Consider the following 16,245-nt stretch of genomic DNA (forward strand, 5'->3'; position numbering starts at 1 on the left):
CGGGGTTCCAATCCTGGGGAGAACGCGGTCGGTCGGAGACCGAGAAGGGGTTCAGGCCGCCAGGGAAGCGGAACGGGCTGCCCCGGCGGCCTGCGTCACGTACCGGTGCGGATGTTGGGCGCGAAGCGGGCCAGCGCGACGGTCTCCAGGGCGGCGATGACGTTGTAGCAGAGCGCGGAGACTACGGTCAGCACGGCCACGGAGGCCCACAGGTGGTCGTAGTCGAAGGTCGAGGAGTCCTTGAGCATCGCGTAGCCGAGACCTTGTCCCGTCGACAGCCATTCGGCGAGCATCGCGCCGATCAGCGCGCCCGGCACGCCGACGCGGGCACTGGCGAAGAACGCCGGCACCGCGCTGGGCAGCATGACCTTGCGGGCGACGGTCCAGCCGTCGGCGCCGTACGCGCGGCACAGGTCGGCCGCCTGCCGGGAGGCGGATCGCAGACCGAAGGACATGGTGACCAGGGCGGGGAAGAAGACGATCAGACCGCTTATGACGGTGGTGGCCATCAGGCCCCGGCCGAAGATGAGCGTGATGAGCGGGGTCATCGCGACAAGTGGTACGGACCGTACGACCACCGCCATCGGCAGCAGCGCCTGCTCGACGCTCCGCAGGAGGACGAAGACGACCGCCACCGCGACCGCCGCCACCAGCCCGGCGACGAAGCCGAGGCCGGCGTCCATCAGGGTGCGGCCCAGACCCGAGGCGACCAGGGATCGGTGGGCGCCCGCGTCCGCGCCCGCGAACAGGTAGTGGTAGATGTCGACCGGCGACTTGGCCACCAGCGGGTCCAGGTCGTAGATCTGCAGGAAGATCACCCACAGGACGACTACGGCCGTCATCGTCACGACCACGTTCAGCAGCGGGCGCAGCACGCCTGCCGCGAAGCGCAGCGCGGGGGCCGCCCCCGTCTCCGTCGCGGTGCTCATGCGACTCCGCCTTCCACTGTCGTCGTGCGTGACCAGGGCAGGGCGTAGCGGGCGATGAGCCCGACCACGCCGTATGCGATGCCTGCCACCGCGCCGGAGACCAGGGCGATGCCCCAGGTGCGCGGCACGTCGAGCTGCTGCTGGGCGATTGTCATGGCGATGCCGAGCCCGCTGTCGACGCGGCCGAGGTACTCGCCGATGATCGCGCCGAGCAGCGCCGCCGGTCCGGCGATCCTGAGCGCGGCCAGTGTGCTGGGCAGCGCGGCGATCAGGCGGACCCGCAGCATCTGCTGCCAGCGTCCGCCGCCGTAGGCACGTACCAGGTCCAGCGAGGCCGGGTCGGCCGAGCGCAGCCCGAGCAGCGCGCCGATGAGGGTGGTGAAGAAGACCGACAGCCCGGCCATCGCCGACATCGGCTTGTCCCCGTCCAGGACGAGGGACAGGATCGGGCCGATCGCCACGATCGGCAGGCAGTAGGAGGCGACCGCTATCTGTGTGATCACCCGCTCCAGTACGGGCACCAGCAGAACCAGCACCGCCAGACCCAGCGCCAGCGCGTTGCCGAGCATGTACCCGGTCAGGGCCTCGCCGACGGTCTGCGTGACATGCGGGCTGTAGAAGGTCCAGCCGTCGTCGAACACGCTCGCCACCACCGCCCAGGGGGTGGGCACGCCGTCCCCGGGGCCGAAGACCGTGGTGGACAGCAGCGACCACGCCCCGATCAGAGCCGCGATGCCGACGGCCCCGCCGGTCCAGGCGGAACGCCCCCCACTCATGACGCCTCCCCGGCGGGCTCGGCGGCGGGGGAGTCAGCGCGGCCGAACAGGAGTTCCGACAACTGGTCGGCATACGCGTGGAATTCTGGCGAGCGCATCATCTCCGGGGTACGCGGCCGGGGCAGGTCGATGGGGACGACCTCCACGATCCGGCCGGGCCGGGGGGACATGACGGCGACGGTGTCGCTGAGCAGTACGGCCTCGTTGATGGAGTGAGTGACCAGCAGGGTGGTCACCGCGCGGGCCTGCCAGATGCGCTGGAGTTCGAGGTTGAGCCGCTGGCGGGTCATGTCGTCCAGGGCGCCGAACGGCTCGTCCAGCAGGAGCACCTTGGGGTCGACGACCAGCGAGCGGGCGATGGCGACGCGTTGCCGCATGCCGCCGGAGAGCTGGGCGGGGCGGGCCTTCTCGAAACCTTCGAGGCCGACCAGCTTGATGAGGTCGGAGATCGCCGCCGGGTCGGCCTTGATGCCGCTGATCTCCAGCGGCAGCCGTATGTTGGCGGCGACCGAGCGCCATGGCAGCAGCGCGGCGTCCTGGAAGGCTATGCCCAGGTGGTGCCGTTTACGGGCCGCCTCCGGGTCCTCGCCGTGCACGAGCGCCGTGCCGGAGGTGGGGCTGTCGAGCCCGGCGAGGATCCGCAGAACGGTCGACTTGCCGCAGCCCGACGGCCCGAGCAGTGCGAGGAACTGGCCCTCGGCCGTGTCCAGGTCGACGCCGGCCAGTGCGGGAACGCGGTTCCGCCCGAGCTTGAACTCCTTGCTCAGCCCGCGCAGGGACAGCCCGGTGCCGGTGCCGGACGGCGGGGAGTCGTCGGGCGCGTCGTCGGATGCGTCGGGAACAGCGGCTGCGGTACTCATCAGTTGGCGACCTCGGTGTGCGGTGTGCGGTGGGGTGCGGGTGTGGGTACGGGTACGGGTACGGGAGGCCGGTACCGGCGGGCCTATGGGCCGCACCGGTACCGCCTGAGCGTCAGATGAGGCTGGGGTTCTCCTTGTAGACCTCTTCGATGATCGAGAGGTCGAAGAGCTTGTCGGCGGTGATGTCGAGGCCGCCGTACTTCAGCGTCTTGATGTTCTCCTCGACCAGCTCGGGCGTGATCGTGAACAGGCCGTTCTTCTTGGTGTCGGCGGTCACGAGCAGCTTGTTCTCGTCCGCGGCCTCAAGGGTCTGCTCCTCGGTCGTCAGTCCGAGCCCCTTGCCGTACGTCTCGGCAGCGAGTTTCGCGCCGAGCGCGGGGTCGGCGATGCTCGCCTTCCAGCCCTTGATCTCCGCGCGCAGGAATGCCTTGAGCAGGTCACGATGCTTGTCGATGGTGTCCTGGCGGACGCAGTAGGTCTCCGAGACCAGCGGGTAGCCGGTGTCGGCGAGGAGCATCGTCGAGACTTTGAAGCCCTTCAGCCGCAGCGTGTTCGGCTCGTTGGTCACGAAGGAGAACCAGCCGTCCACGGTGCCCTGGGTCAGCGGCAGCGGGTCGAACTGCACCGGCACCTTGGTGATCTTCGACTCGTCCAGTCCGGTGGCCTTGATGTACGCCGCCCACACGGACTCGTTGCCGGCCTGGACACCGATCTTCTTGCCGTACATGTCCTCCGGCTTGGTGATCGGGGCCTTGGTCATCGACATGATGCAGAACGGGTTCTTCTGGTACTGCGCACCGATGATCTTCAGCGGCGCGCCCTTGGCGACAGCCGCGCCGGTGATGTCCGGGGCGCTGATCGCGACGAGCGCCTTCTTCGTGACGACGTCGGTCTCCATCGGAGTCGCGGACGGGCCGCCGCCGATCAGGGTGACCTTGGAGAAGCCCTCGGCGGTGTAGTAGCCCTTGCTGTCGGCGATGTAGCTGCCCGCGAACTCGACGTTCTTGATCCAGGACAGGCGCAGTGTCAGCTCGCCGAAGCCCTTGGAACCCGAGGAGGCCGAGGACGACGAGTCGGAGTCGCCGCACGCGGCGAGCAGCGGGCCGCCGAGTAGCACGGCACCACCGAGCTGCAGTCCCCGTCGGAGGAAGAGACGGCGGTCGGTGGCCGCGAACGCTCTGTCGTCGCTGTCTGTGCTTCTGGTCATGGCGCGCTTTTCCTTTCGCCTGGCCGGGTGGGCACCGGCTCACAGCGGACGTGAAGAACATGGATATGGCTCGGCGTGGACATCACGCCGGGCCGGTCCCGGGTCGGCCGAAGACCGAGGTCAGAGGCCGAGCAGGAGTTCGGGGGTACGGGCGCGGGCGCGAGAGCAGCAGATGGTGATGATCTGGTTGTCTGCGGCGAGCCCGTCGCGCCAACGGCCTCGAATCGCGATCCGTACGGTGAATTCGGAATTCTGCGGTGAATTCGGTCGCGATTTCGTCTCCGGAGGCCGTGGGGGGCTTCGGCCGTCGACAGCAGGGGCGTGATGCCGATGCCGCCCGCCACCTGCATGTGGCGCTGCGCCGTGGCATGCTCGCGCCGCACGCAGATCAGGTAACGGCCGCTTTTCCGGGGGGAGTTGCACAGGGAGTGCTGGCGGTCGAGGGAGGGGCCGAGGTGGACGTCGAGATGAGCGCCGGCGTCGAAGGGCGGTAGGGCTCCATCCACTGCCCGGAGTTCGTAGCTGCGGCTCGTGGCGGAGGCGAGGGAGATCGCGTGGACGATGGCGTCGAGGGTTCGCATGCTCTTCATGGCTGACGCCTACGCGGTGAAGAAGTGGCTCAGGCCGAGGTCGCGCAGTCCGCGCCGGTAGGCGATCGAACTGCGGTCGGCCGGGATGTTCACTTCGATCCTGGGGTCCAGGGGGAGGTTCTCGGGTTTCTGGACCTCGACGATGGCCCGGTCCTCCTCGAAGACCGTCCGGTTGAAGTCGTATACCGCCTGGACGGGTTGATCGGTGTCGAAGTCCCGGGCGATCGGGGCGAACATACGGGTCAGGCGGGCGGACACCGGCGAGGCGGCGTTCATGATGTTCAGCCGCCCGCCGCCGGGAAAGTGCACCACCAGGGTGGCGGTGAAGGGCAGGTGGACGTCGAAGTGGCGCAGCCACCGGAAGCCGGGCGGGGCCTGCTTGCCGCTGCCGTGTGGGTAGTTGGAGGCCGTGCTCCAGTAGTCGACGGAGAAACCGTGCTCGTGGCGAACCGGGGTGTAGTCGGGCACGACCGTGTCGTCGGGGTCGCCGAAGGAGTCCAGATGCACGAAGCCGAAGTGGGCGACGTCGAGGAAGCCTTCGAGCTGGCGGCCGGCGAACGCGGCGATGTCGATGCTGGGGCAGTTGATCCGCTGGAATCCCTCGTCGTCCCAGTGGGCCATGGACGGGATCATCGGGTCGGCGTCCGGGGCGGGCCGCAGGCAGGTCCACACCAGCCCGTACCGCTCGACGACGGGATAGGTCCGCAGGTTCAGCCGCGACGGGATCTTCGACTCGGGGTGCGCCGGCACATGCACGCACCGCCCGCCGTCGCCGAAGCGCAGACCGTGATAGGCACAGGTGATGCCGCTCCCGTCGCCGCCGCCGAGGCTGAGCGGTACGCCCCGGTGCGGGCAGATGTCGTGGGCCACGACCACGTTGCCGCTCACCCGGTAGGCCACCAGCGTCTCGTCGAGCAGGCGTACGGCGGTCGGCGCGTCGCCGACCTCGCCCGAGAGGGCCACCGGATACCAGTGCTGGGTGAGGATGGCCCAGTCGTCGGGGTCGAAGGTGCAGTCCCGGGGCGGGGCGGGACGGGGAAGAGCAGTGGTCATGCAGAAGGTCCTTCTACGGATTACGCGGCCGGATACGCGGCCGGAACGGCCCGGCAGCCGCGTGCAAGGCTCACAGTCCAGGTCGGCGGCACAGGAAAACGCGTGGAACAGGCGGCGGGTGACAAGCCGATTTCCGAAGCGCGACGCCTGCGGAGCCGCTGACCGGGCGGGGGCGTCGGCCTCGGACAATCGGTAGGCGGTCAGGCGTCAGACCGCTCGGACGCCGAATGTGAACCGTGCGCCACACGTCCACGGGTCCAGGCCGACTGGTGGACACGGCAACGGAGATCCGTGACGCACTTGCTGACGAAGCTCATCGCAATTCCCTCCGTGCTCAGTGCCGACTGCGACTCGCCGGACGACCAAGCCGAGAGTGACTTACGCAAATTGCCTAGCCATTCCATGATTGTTACCTAAGGATTTCTTGGCCGGATTGGAACCGGAGGGGAGAAATCGACCCCGCGCAGGACCGCGGCAGCCGCGAGAAACTCGGCGGCGAGTAGACCTCGTCTACCGGCGCGTAGGTGGGTGCGGTCATCGGCTCGGCCATTCCCGGAGCGGGTACCGTCGTGGGCGGTGTCGTCGGAGGCGCCCTCGGCAGCGGTGCGGCGTCCGAGGCCGCCGACAAGGTCATGAATCGGTTCTGGCTCTCGATGGAGGCATGCTCAGCATGAGGGGTACCGAGCCTGTCGGACTGCTGAAAGTCGTGATCGTGTACGAGCGGCCCTCGGCGAACAGGGTGGTCTGTCACGCTCGTTGCGTCAGTGTGGGGCGGAGTGTCTTCCCTGGTGATTCGGTGCTTCCGCTGGACAGCCCGCAGGGGTCCGGGGGATCCCCGGCTCGGGTGGTGCGGATTCACCGGCTGCCCGTCGGGGAGTTCACCGAACTGACCCCCGGCTGGAGCGCCGCCATCGATCTCGAGGCGCCCGAGGGCACGGACCTGTCCTGGGTGCAGCCCATGGCGAACCTCCCGGTGGTCCTTCCGGCGGCCCCGGTGGAGGACGGACAGGCGGGCTGAGCACCGCCTTCGGCGGCGGCCGGCCGGAGCCCCCGACAGGCCCTCGGCGACCAGGACAAGGACTTCGCGTTCCCGTTTGGTGATGCCTGTCGGCACCGGGGGTGCGGGGGCTGACCGGGCGGCGAACTCCTTGATCAGCCGCCGACTTCCGTGCCGGTGGCCGCTCAGGCGACTGCCGCCGGTTGGGGCTCACTGAGGGGAAGCCAGGCGGACGAACTCGCCGTTGTGGTGCAGCAGTGGTCCTGCGCTCACCCCGGGGCAGGCGTCGAGTACGCGGCCGACGACGAGCGCGTGGTCCGCGACCGTCTGGACGCTGACCGTCGCGACCACCAGAGACGCGAGCACGCCGTCGAGCACGGGGAGCCCGAAGGCCCCCCGGTGCCAGGTCGCCGGGCCGAACTTCGGCGCGCCCGGCCGGGCGAACCGGCGGGCGACGTCCTCCTGACCCTCGGCGAGCAGGTTGACGATGACACACGGTGCCCTCGCCATGGTCGCCCAGGATGCCGTGTGCAGGCCGACGGCGAACGACACATGGGGAGGTTCGAGCGCGACGGAGGCCAGGGAAGTGGCGCACAGACCGACGGGGGCGTCATCGCCGGCGGTGATGACCGCGACCCCTTTGGCGTGATGGCGCATGACTGCCCTGAACAAGGCGGGACGCATGGTGCCGTCCCGCTCGTCACCGTCCGACCGCGTCGTGGAGATGTCCGTCGTCACGTCGCGCTCTCCGGCTCCCGCGCCTGGTCGAACAGGCCGTCGGCGCGCTGCTTGATCCGGACGGTGAACGGCGACGGTTCGCCGGGACCGTACGCGGCGAGGTGCGCCCGCCAGTCGGCGTACGCGCCGTCGGTGTCACCCAGCGCGTACCGGCTGTCCCCGCGCCGGTAGAGCAGGTCGGGGTCCTCGTCCGCGAGGGCGGGAACCGCGATGTCGAGGTCCGCGAGCGCGCGGCGGTGCTCACCGAGGTCGTGCAGTGCGACGGCTCGGTTGGCCCGCAGTACGGCACTGTCGTCGAGCTCGACGGCGTGGTCGAGATCGTCGACCGCTTCCGCGAGCCGGCCCGCGGAGTATGCGAGGACGGCGCGGTTCGCCCAGGCGGCGACGTAGTCCGGGTCCGCCTGGAGGGCGGCGGTGAAACTCTCGTACGCGCTGTGCTCATCGTCTTCGGCCAGCAGAGCGCCTCGCGCGCACAGCAGGTTCGGGTTCTCGGGATCCAGGGCCAGGCCCGCTTCGATGTCGGCCCAGGCCCGCTCGGTCTGTCCGAGTTCCATGAGCAGGTCGGCGCGGTTCACGAAGGTGTCCACATGGCTGGGATCGAGCACGGCGGCGTAGTCCAGGTCCCGTAGGGCGCCCTTCTCGTCACCGAGTTCGCGCAGCAGGTCCGCCCGGTTGAAGTGGGCCTCGTGGAACGGCGGGCTCAGCCGGACCGCTTCGGCGTAGTCCTCCAGGGCGGCGGCGTGGTCACCGGCGGCGCGGCGCTCGCCGGCCCGCTCGAAGTAGTAGTCGCCGTAGTCGGGATCGCGGCTGATCACCAGGTCGTAGTCCCGCAGCGAGCCGGTGTGGTCCCCGAGCGCGGCGAGGATCTGCGCCCGGTTGTAGCGGAGCACGGAACGGTGCAGGAGCTGCTCGTCGGGCCCGAGATCCGCGTCGGTCATCGCGATCGCCTCGTTCACCAGCGCCAGCGCGTTGCCGGGTTCGCCGCGGTGCAGCTCGACAAGAGCCCGTGCGTTGCGCATGAACGCTCCGACGAACACGCGCCGGTGCGGATCGGGATTGCTGTCGGCGAAGGCGATCGCGGTGTTCACCCATTCCATCGCCCGCGTCTCGTCGTGCATGCCCTTCGGCAGATGGCGGGTGTAGAGCATGGCCATCATGTAGCAGCTGTTCATGTGGATCTCGGGTTCGATGCTGCCGGCCCGCAGTTCGGCGAAGTACGAGAACCCCTTCTCGCCCCGGCGCAGATAGGAAAGACAGGCACCGATCTTGTTGGTGAGGTTCCAGTACGCCTTCGGCCGCTCATCGCCGAGCAGCAGTCGTCCGCGCTGGGAGATGTCGAGCGCCGCCTCGTAGAAGCCCGCGTCGAAGCAGGCCTCGGTGGCCTCGACGAATGCCGTTGCGGCAGCGGCGGGGTCCGTGCCGTGCTCCAGGTGGTAGAGATGCGCTCCGAGGTTCGTCCCCGGTGTGGCGAGGGCCGCCAGCTGTGCGGCGCGGGCGCTGTGGCGACGGGCCCGCTCGTCCGCCGGAAGGGCCGCGTAGGCACGTTCCGTTTCGGGGTCCGTGCTGGTTCCGTCGGCGTCGATGAACGACTGGGCGGGATCGGTGCCGGCGGGCAGCGGGGGCGCGGATCGCGTCGGCCGCGCCGCGTGGTCGGCGTAGGTGCCTACCGCACGGCCGAGTTCGTCGTCGGTGCCGCCGTCGGTCTCCGTGACCATGGTCAGCACCTCCGGGTCGCAGCGGCGCAGGAGCACGCCCACCAGCTCCCGGTCGGTGGGATCCGCGTCGTCCAGCTCGCGGAACTCGATGACCACGCCGTCCGGACGCATCAGGCGCGCCCAGTCCATGAGCAACTCCGCGATGCCGTGGGAGACCCGCAGGGTGCGGGCCACGGAGTAGAAGCGGGTGCGTTCCGCACGGCTGGCGAGGCTGGTGAGGGTCTGCGGCGCTATCGGGACCAGCGGGGCGAGGTCCGGGGCGAGCGAGATGATCTCGACCGCCCTCGCCTCCACCAAGTCGGCGTGCCGCTCGACGAGTTCGGGCACGACGGCGCGCAGGAGAGCCCCGCCCCCGGTGTAGGGTCCGCGGAGCCGGCGGTGACAGCGCACCACGAGGTCGGGCTCGGGCGGTGGCGGAAGGGTGCTGTCGACCGGGGCGCCGGTGCCGAGGACGGTCCAGTGGCGCCGCGGCGAGGATGCGGTCATGACGGTGCTCCTTGGTTGGTGGCCTTGCGGGCGCGTCGGTCTCGCATGGTGACGTACAGCAGCAGACCGATCTGAAGAGATGTCAGGCCGACGAAGCTCGCCGCGTCGAGCAGACCGCTGGTCGTGGTCCCGCCCCTGAACCGGTCGGTGATCTGCGACCAGAAGTGCGCGGTGGTCGGAATCCCGGCCCAGAGGAGACTGGCGATGGAGAAGCCGTAGCCCGCCACCAGCAGCGGGGCGTACCAGCGTGCGGTCGCCCGGTCCCGGTCCGACCAGTCGGCAGTGGGCTCCGGAGGTGTCCGGCGCAGCAGGCGCCGCAGCAGCGCGCGCAGTTGGAAGCGGGTGGCGTTCTGCAGGTCCGAGCAGCGCAGGGCGTTGGCCAGGACGTAGTAGAGGTCGGTCTCCAGGTAGAACATGAACTGCCAGATCAGCCGCATCACACAGGTGAACGCCACGGCCAGGAACAGCGCGGACCACCAGGCCGGCCCGTGGCCGCGCAGGGCGAGCGACAGCAGCGTCATGCCTGCGAGCAGGACGGCGTCGGCCAGCATCCCCGCGACGAACGGAAGATAGCGCCGTCGTCGCTCCACGCTGAACAGGGAGTCCAGCCGGGTCTCCGCGACCAGGTAGTACAGCCGCCGGCTGATGGTCAGCGTGGAGGGGAGGCCGAGCCGGCGCCCGGAGAGCGCGTGGAAGCCCTCATGCACGAGGATGCAGGGGATCTGCACCACGGTCAGGGTGATGGGGATGAGCGAGAGGTGGTCGGTGAAGAACACGGCGTGGTACGAGGGCCGCAGGGACCGGTCGCGGACCATCACCACGATCGCCGCGCCGATCAACGCGGCGTAGCACAGCCAGGCGGGCCAGGAGAACGTCCACCGTCCCAGCCGCTGCCACCGCACAGGCGCGGCGGCCGGGTCGTCCTCACCCTCGGCCCGCAGGAAGCCGAGTTCACCGAGGACCTCCAGGAAGTCCTCGACGTCGAGGGGCTCGCCGCACGTCTCCTCGTACCATGTCGCCACGTCGGAGACCGGCACACCGGAGTCCAGCATGCGCAGGGCCTGCGCGCCCTCCTCGGGGAAGACCGCGTAGGAGGCGATGTCCGGTCGTCCGACCATCACCCCGTCGTCCTCGGGGATCATCGTGAGCTTGTGCAGGCGCACAGTGGTGCTGTCTGAAGAGGCCACGGTCATGGGGCAAGCGCCTCTCTGCGTGAGAAGTGAGCGGAGCCGGACTCCGGGTGGATGCCCGGAGCCCGGCTCCGATCTGGGCCTGACCTAGGGGTGTCCCTAGAGGGCGGAGCAGCAGTAGTACGCAGAGCTCGTCAGCCGGATGGTGCCGGCCTTGCGGATCGACATCTTCTTCATGGTGTCCCTCCTCCCTCTCTCCTCGGGTGAACGGCGGAACCCGGCCAAGTCTGCGGACGAGGGACAGCGCGTACGTCCGCACCATGACGTATGCCGGGCTGCGAGAATTGACTAGTTGGGGCCACCGCCGGGCTCGGCCGGCCGGTCCGATGAGTGGACCCGGGCACGACAGCCCGCCTCTGCGCGTATCACCCTGTCCTCGACCAGTCCGACGGGGGGAGTGATCGTGATCTGGGCCTGTTTCACGTGCGCGTGTCCTGGTGTTCCGGGTGCTGAAGCCGGGCGGAGGCGCGTCGTATGAGCGAATCGCCTGCCTTCGTAGGACGGGACAGGGAAAAGAAGATCGTGGCCACGGTGCACGAGCGCGCGGCGGGCGGCCGGGCCCAGGTGCTTCTGATCACCGGCGAGGCCGGTCTCGGCAAGACCCGGCTGGTGGAGGAGCTGGGTGTGCTGGCCGTCGCCGCCCATGGCGGCACCAGCGTGCGAGTCGGTGCCGCGGTGCCGCTGAGCGGCGCCGGCCTGCCGTACGGGCCGTTCGTGGAAGCGCTGCGTGACGGCGCCGAGGAGCTGTTCGCCGATGACGGGACGTGCGGTGTGCTGACGGCGCGGCAGTATGCGTTCGAGCGGGTACTCGCCTTTCTGTCCGGTCTCTCGGACCGTTCTCCGCTGGTGTTCGTGCTGGAGGACCTGCACTGGGCCGACGAGTCCACCCGCGCTCTGTTCGCCTTCCTCGCGGTCCGGCTGCGGCGCCAGCGGGTCCTGGTCGTCGGGACGGTCCGCGAGGAGGATCTCGGCGATGACGCACGGCGCTGGTTCGCGGAGCTGACCTACCGTCCCCGGGTGACCTGGCTGCGACTCACCAAACTCGCAGACCCCGAGATCGCCGTCCTGGTGGCCGGTCTGCTCGCGGCCGACGACGGGCAGGCCGGTGAGATGGACGTGGCCGCCGTGGTCTCCGCCGCGGGAGGCAACCCGCTGTACGCGCGGGAACTCGTACGGTCCGCCCCGCACTGGCCGCCGCTGGCGATCGCCGAGCCCGTGCTGGCCAGGGCGTCCCGCTGCGAAGCGCCGGTCCGCGAGGTGATCGACCAGATCGCGGTGGCCGACGGAGGCATGTCCCATGAGCTGCTCGCCGCGACACTGCGCCGCTCCGAGAACACGCTGCTCGCCTCGGTCCGCGCGGCGGTCGGCCTGGGGCTGCTGGCCACGACACACGACGGCTACGCCATCCCGCACGGGCTGGTCCGGCGGATCCTGTACGCCGATCTCCTTCCCGGGGAGCGCCGCTTCCTGCACCGGCGTCACGCGGCCGCACTCGCACAGCGCACAGGGGATGCGGACCCAGCGCGGCTGGCCCACCACTGGTACCTGGCCGGCTGTTACGACCAGGCCGCGGGCGCTGCCCTCACCGGGGCGCGCCTCGCGTTCACGGCCCGTGCCTACGAGGAGGCCGACCGGTTGTACGCCCTGGTCGCCGAACTGGAGCAGTGGATGCCCGAACGGGGACCAGGGGTGTGGGAGGAGGCGGAGCGGGCGGCGGCCCTGGCCGGGCACCCCGGGCGAGCCGCGCGGCACAGCGCGCGGGCGCTTGCCGCCAACGAGGCGGGGACACCCGCGGACCGGGCCCGGATCCTCGAACGCGCCGGCGGTCACCGGTGGGAGGCAGGCGACCTCAGGGGCTCCGTCGAGGCCCGGGAGCAGGCGGTGGCACTGCTGGACGGACATCCGCCGTCGGCGTTACGGGCCCGGCTCCTCGGCTCGCTGGCCACCGCGCGACTGCTGCTCGGTACGCCGGACGGTGTGCTGGCGATGGCGCGACGCGCGCTGGAGATGGCCAACGAGGTCGGTACGCCGGCCGAACAGGCCCACGCCCTCACCGCGCTCGGCGTCGTCCGGGCCCGGTACGGCGATCCCGGCGCCGCAGCGGACGCGTTGCGCGCGGCGTGCGCCCAGGCACAGCGGGCGGGCGCCGTGGAGGATGCCGTACGTGCCATGAGCGGTCTGGTGAACGTACTCGCCGGCGCCGGCCGTTTCAGCGAGGCTCGAGAGGTGGTGCGGCTCGGTCGGCAAACGGCGAAGGACCTGGGGGCGCCGCCCACCCTCACCGCCGCCCTGGAGGCCGGCGCGGCGGCGATCCTCGTCGCGTCGGGACGGTGGGCCGCGGCCGATCGGCTGCTGCACGAACTTGTCGGCAGGGTGACCCCGTATACCGCGAGGCATCTGCTCCTTCTGCAACTGGAACTGGCTGTCGCCCGCGGAGAACGGGCACGCGCCACGGATCTGGCCGCCGCGCTGAACGTGACGTGCGACGACCCGCTCGTGGCCGGCCCGGCACACGCCTGCCTCGCGGAACAGGCGCTCGACGCCGGTGATCCGGTCACGGCCGCGGATCAGGTGCTCCGCGGCTTGATCGTGCTGGGAGGGGGCATGTTCTCGGCCGAGGAGATCCGGCTGCTGGCGGTCGGGAGCCGTGTCGGAGCGGACCTCGCGCGGCTGCCCGAATCGATGCGGCCGCAGGGACTGCCCCCGGCCTGGGACACGGTCGCGGGCACCTTCTCGGACCGGGTCCGCATCGCCGTCGAACGGCACCCCGGCGAACCGCAGGTGATCGCCTACGGCGTCCTGGCCGCCGCCGAGCACGCCCGGACGGTCATGACCGACGACCGGGTGACATGGCGGACGGTGGCCGATGTGTGGCGTGCGGCGGGTCTGCCGTACCGCGAGGCGTATGCCCGCCTCCGCGAGGCCGAGACAGCGCTCCGGGCGAGCCGACGTGAACAGGCCGGGCGCGCCCTTGCGGCCTGCGTGAGCTTGGCCGGCCCACTCGGCGCGGTGCCGCTGCTGCGTCTCGCCGAGGAACTGGCGGAGCGCGGCAGATTGACGCCGCATCTTGCCCGGAGGGGCCGTTCCGCCGTGCTCCGCGGCAGGTTCGACCTGACGGAACGTGAGTCACAGGTGCTCGCCCTGCTGTCCCAGGGCGCGAGCAACCGACAGATCGCCCGGTCCCTGTTCATCAGCGATCGCACGGTCGCCGTGCACGTGTCGCACATTTTCTCGAAACTCGGCGTCCGAAACCGCACCGAGGCAGCGATCGCCCGCACACACCAGCTCGCGACGCCCTCCTGACGCTTCCGAAGCATTAGACCGTGCGCCTGACGCTTCGGCAGTGCCGCATAGGGCCCCGGCGGGCCATGGTGGAGAACCTCACGGCGGGCCGACCCTATGTCCCTTCCCCTGGATCCTCTGAGGAGTCACGTCATGCCAGTCGGTCGTGCGGAAGACGTGGACCTTGATTACGAGACCGTCGGGGAAGGCGACCCCCTCGTCTTCGTGCACGGCTCATGGAACGACCACGGTTCTTGGCAGCCCGCGATCGACGCCGTCGCCGGCGCGTCGTTCCGGGTGATCAGCTACGACCGCCGGGGCCACGGCCGGAGCGAGGCGGTACCGGGTCAGGGCACCCGCAGGCAGGACGAGGACGACCTCGCCGCCCTGATCGAGGGTTGGGTTGCACCTGGATGTGGGACGTGCCGGGCTGGTTTCCGGTGGCCGGGTCGGGCGCGAGGTGCGGTACGTCGTGCGGCCCGCGACGCTGGATACGACGGCGCGGTGGATAACCACGCTCGCGGCCGACTGGGATCGGCGGCCGGCGGGCGTCAAGCGCCTCGCCGAGGAGGCGGAGCGAGAGGAGAGAATCGATGACCGATCACAGGACCGGAACACGTGAGGAGTGGCTCGCGGCCCGGCTGGAGCTGCTCGAGGCCGAGAAGGAGCTGACGCGGCGAGGCGACGAACTCGCGCGCCGGCGGCAGGAGCTGCCCTGGGTTCGCATCGACAAGGACTACCGCTTCCAGACCGGCGAGGGCACGGCATCCCTGGCCGATCTCTTCGCGGGACGCTCGCAGTTGCTCATCTACCACTTCATGTTCGGACCCGAATACACGGCCGGGTGTCCGTCGTGCTCCGCGATCGCGGACGGCTTCGACGGCTCCGTCGTTCATCTCGCGAACCACGACGTCACGCTCTGCGCGGTGTCGGAGGCTCCGATCGCGAAACTGGAGACGTACAAGCAGCGGATGGGCTGGCACTTCCCTTGGGCGTCGTCGTTCGGCAGCGACTTCAACTACGACTTCCATACGTCCCGGACCGAGGAGCAGTGGCAGTCCGGAGCCGTCGAGTACAACTTCCGTACGACGGACATACGGCCGTCCGAAGGCGAGGTGAGCCCCGAGCTCGCCGAGATCGCGTCGAGCACGGGAACGGACTGGGCGACGTACACGCGCCAAGGGCCCGGGGTGAGCGCGTTCGCGCTGGACGACGGCGTCGTCTATCACACCTACTCGGCATACGCGCGCGGGGTGGACGGCCTCTGGGGCATGTACCAGTGGCTCGACCGCACACCACTCGGGCGTAACGAGACCGGCTTCTGGTGGCGCCGCCACGACGAGTACGACACCCCGATGGTCACCGAGTAGGCCGACGCCGCAGGCGAGCGACTACAGCGGCGCCGGCGAAGAAGCCCCCGGGATCAGCAGGCGTGGGCTGCCCGTGCCGTTGGCGGGCACGGTCCACAGGTCGCTGCTGCCGATCTCGCCGTTGGTGGGGAGGGCGTAGGCGACGGTGTTGTTGTCGAGCCAGGTGGCCTGGTCGTCGACGCTGTGGCGTTCGGCGAGCGCCGTTTCCTTCAGGGTGCTCAGGTCGAGGACGTATTCGTGCCACAGGGAGGTACGGGACAGGACCCGCTTCTTGAAGGCGACGCGTGTTTCGTCGGGGGAGAGCGAGGGGCACTCCACGTTCTCGGTCATGGTGGTGACCTTGCGTGCGGAGAGGGACCCGCGGACCAGGTACGTCTTGTTGCCGGTGTTGAGGGTGGCGTAGAAGGTGTCGTCGTCGGAGGCGAAGGTGACGCCCCAGAAGTTGACGTCCGAGGCGCGGTAGGGCCTGCCGTCCAGGACGATGGAGAACGTCTCCAGACTGGGCGTCAGCTTCATCGCGCGGGTGTCCAGGACCGTGGTCCGGGTGGAGAAGAAAGCGGACGCGTAGGACTCGCCGGAGACGAAGACGGTCCAGGCGACGAAGCGGCCGCTGGGCGAGACCCGGGCCCGGCTGGGGGCACCCGCGAGCGGGTAGGTGCGCAGGGTGCGGAGGTCGGCGTCCAGGATCAGGGCGCGGTTGCTCTGCTTGAGGACACCGGGGACGGACTGGAGGCAGATGCCCGTGCCGGCCGCCGCGTAGAAGCGGGCGCACTTCAGGTCGGACGCGGTCCGGCCTGCCCCGGGGTCGGTGGACGGGACCGAGGCGACCGCGGTGCGGTGCGGACCGGCGGCCGCGTTGACGAACGCCAGACGGCTCTTCTGGTCGAGCGTCAGCTTGCCCGTACTGATGACGGGGTCGCCCGGCTGTGGTCGGTTCGCCCGGTCGGCGCGGTCGGCGGCGTGCAGGACCACGCCGGTTGCCAGGCCCGCGAGGAGCAGTACCCCGGTGACGAGTATCAGCAGGCGGCGGCGCAGCGATGTCATGTGGATCC

The 16,245-nt window shown here is 70.1% G+C and carries 13 protein-coding genes; 4 read left to right on the top strand and 9 right to left on the bottom strand.

Annotated elements, in window-relative coordinates; translation table 11 throughout:
- Positions 1–95 precede the first annotated feature (95 nt).
- The 5 genes from ADL01_RS06200 to ADL01_RS06220 all read right to left on the bottom strand — a co-directional run bounded on the left by ADL01_RS06200 (position 96) and on the right by ADL01_RS06220 (position 5,415).
- Positions 96–929, bottom strand: a complete 834-nt coding sequence (locus ADL01_RS06200; RefSeq protein ID WP_053740872.1) for an ABC transporter permease — start codon at positions 927–929, stop codon at positions 96–98.
- Positions 926–1,705 carry an ABC transporter permease gene (locus ADL01_RS06205; RefSeq protein WP_053740873.1) on the bottom strand — a complete coding sequence of 260 codons (780 nt, stop codon included), beginning with the start codon at positions 1,703–1,705 and terminating at the stop codon, positions 926–928. The genes ADL01_RS06200 and ADL01_RS06205 overlap by 4 nt, the downstream gene beginning before the upstream one ends.
- On the bottom strand, positions 1,702–2,565 hold the full coding sequence (locus ADL01_RS06210) for an ABC transporter ATP-binding protein (RefSeq protein WP_053740874.1): 864 nt from the start codon (positions 2,563–2,565) through the stop codon (positions 1,702–1,704). Before ADL01_RS06210 ends, ADL01_RS06205 begins: the two co-directional genes overlap by 4 nt.
- Before the next feature lie 112 nt (positions 2,566–2,677).
- A complete protein-coding gene (locus ADL01_RS06215; protein WP_053740875.1) occupies positions 2,678–3,772 on the bottom strand; it encodes an ABC transporter substrate-binding protein in 1,095 nt (364 codons plus the stop codon).
- Between the two features lie 599 nt (positions 3,773–4,371).
- Positions 4,372–5,415, bottom strand: a complete 1,044-nt coding sequence (locus ADL01_RS06220) for an aromatic ring-hydroxylating oxygenase subunit alpha (protein WP_053740876.1) — start codon at positions 5,413–5,415, stop codon at positions 4,372–4,374.
- Between the two features lie 844 nt (positions 5,416–6,259).
- Here ADL01_RS06220 and ADL01_RS44525 point away from each other — a divergent pair.
- Positions 6,260–6,433 (top strand): hypothetical protein, encoded by a 174-nt coding sequence (locus ADL01_RS44525; protein ID WP_159049465.1) that lies wholly within the window; start codon positions 6,260–6,262, stop codon positions 6,431–6,433.
- 189 nt (positions 6,434–6,622) lie between these two features.
- Here the strand turns inward: ADL01_RS44525 and ADL01_RS06225 are convergent, their stop codons facing one another.
- Genes ADL01_RS06225 through ADL01_RS06235 form a run of 3 tightly spaced genes read right to left on the bottom strand, consistent with a single transcriptional unit; the run spans position 6,623 to position 10,544 of the window.
- Positions 6,623–7,150: a flavin reductase family protein gene (locus ADL01_RS06225; RefSeq protein ID WP_234354521.1), complete on the bottom strand. Its 528-nt coding sequence runs from the start codon at positions 7,148–7,150 to the stop codon at positions 6,623–6,625.
- Complete coding sequence (locus tag ADL01_RS06230) at positions 7,147–9,351, bottom strand: tetratricopeptide repeat protein (protein WP_053740877.1); 2,205 nt, start codon at positions 9,349–9,351, stop codon at positions 7,147–7,149. The genes ADL01_RS06225 and ADL01_RS06230 overlap by 4 nt, the downstream gene beginning before the upstream one ends.
- Entirely contained in the window at positions 9,348–10,544 is a 1,197-nt protein-coding gene (locus ADL01_RS06235; protein ID WP_063783463.1) for a hypothetical protein, read from the bottom strand. The genes ADL01_RS06230 and ADL01_RS06235 overlap by 4 nt, the downstream gene beginning before the upstream one ends.
- A 471-nt stretch (positions 10,545–11,015) precedes the next feature.
- On the opposite strand from ADL01_RS06235, the gene ADL01_RS06240 reads away from it, so the two are divergent.
- The 3 genes from ADL01_RS06240 (at position 11,016) to ADL01_RS06245 (ending at position 15,193) form a co-directional block, all read left to right on the top strand.
- On the top strand, positions 11,016–13,844 hold the full coding sequence (locus ADL01_RS06240; RefSeq protein ID WP_053740879.1) for a helix-turn-helix transcriptional regulator: 2,829 nt from the start codon (positions 11,016–11,018) through the stop codon (positions 13,842–13,844).
- 132 nt (positions 13,845–13,976) lie between these two features.
- Complete coding sequence (locus tag ADL01_RS47435; RefSeq protein WP_324614580.1) at positions 13,977–14,420, top strand: alpha/beta fold hydrolase; 444 nt, start codon at positions 13,977–13,979, stop codon at positions 14,418–14,420.
- Entirely contained in the window at positions 14,417–15,193 is a 777-nt protein-coding gene (locus ADL01_RS06245) for a DUF899 domain-containing protein (RefSeq protein WP_053740880.1), read from the top strand. Before ADL01_RS47435 ends, ADL01_RS06245 begins: the two co-directional genes overlap by 4 nt.
- A 21-nt stretch (positions 15,194–15,214) precedes the next feature.
- On the opposite strand, the gene ADL01_RS06250 is transcribed toward ADL01_RS06245, so the two are convergent.
- Entirely contained in the window at positions 15,215–16,237 is a 1,023-nt protein-coding gene (locus ADL01_RS06250; protein WP_053740881.1) for a TolB family protein, read from the bottom strand.
- Positions 16,238–16,245: the final 8 nt, after the last annotated feature.

Source organism: Streptomyces sp. NRRL WC-3618 (assembly GCF_001280005.1).
Taxonomy (GTDB): Bacteria; Actinomycetota; Actinomycetes; order Streptomycetales; family Streptomycetaceae; genus Streptomyces.

What these genes read in the sequence shown, in the direction of transcription:
- ADL01_RS06200 (WP_053740872.1), bottom strand. Translation starts at nt 929, where the DNA reads ATGAGCACCGCGACGGAGACGGGGGCGGCCCCCGCGCTGCGCTTCGCG.
- ADL01_RS06205 (WP_053740873.1), bottom strand. Translation starts at nt 1,705, where the DNA reads ATGAGTGGGGGGCGTTCCGCCTGGACCGGCGGGGCCGTCGGCATCGCG.
- ADL01_RS06210 (WP_053740874.1), bottom strand. Translation starts at nt 2,565, where the DNA reads ATGAGTACCGCAGCCGCTGTTCCCGACGCATCCGACGACGCGCCCGAC.
- ADL01_RS06215 (WP_053740875.1), bottom strand. Translation starts at nt 3,772, where the DNA reads ATGACCAGAAGCACAGACAGCGACGACAGAGCGTTCGCGGCCACCGAC.
- ADL01_RS06220 (WP_053740876.1), bottom strand. Translation starts at nt 5,415, where the DNA reads ATGACCACTGCTCTTCCCCGTCCCGCCCCGCCCCGGGACTGCACCTTC.
- ADL01_RS06230 (WP_053740877.1), bottom strand. Translation starts at nt 9,351, where the DNA reads ATGACCGCATCCTCGCCGCGGCGCCACTGGACCGTCCTCGGCACCGGC.
- ADL01_RS06235 (WP_063783463.1), bottom strand. Translation starts at nt 10,544, where the DNA reads ATGACCGTGGCCTCTTCAGACAGCACCACTGTGCGCCTGCACAAGCTC.
- ADL01_RS06240 (WP_053740879.1), top strand. Translation starts at nt 11,016, where the DNA reads ATGAGCGAATCGCCTGCCTTCGTAGGACGGGACAGGGAAAAGAAGATC.
- ADL01_RS47435 (WP_324614580.1), top strand. Translation starts at nt 13,977, where the DNA reads ATGCCAGTCGGTCGTGCGGAAGACGTGGACCTTGATTACGAGACCGTC.
- ADL01_RS06245 (WP_053740880.1), top strand. Translation starts at nt 14,417, where the DNA reads ATGACCGATCACAGGACCGGAACACGTGAGGAGTGGCTCGCGGCCCGG.
- ADL01_RS06250 (WP_053740881.1), bottom strand. Translation starts at nt 16,237, where the DNA reads ATGACATCGCTGCGCCGCCGCCTGCTGATACTCGTCACCGGGGTACTG.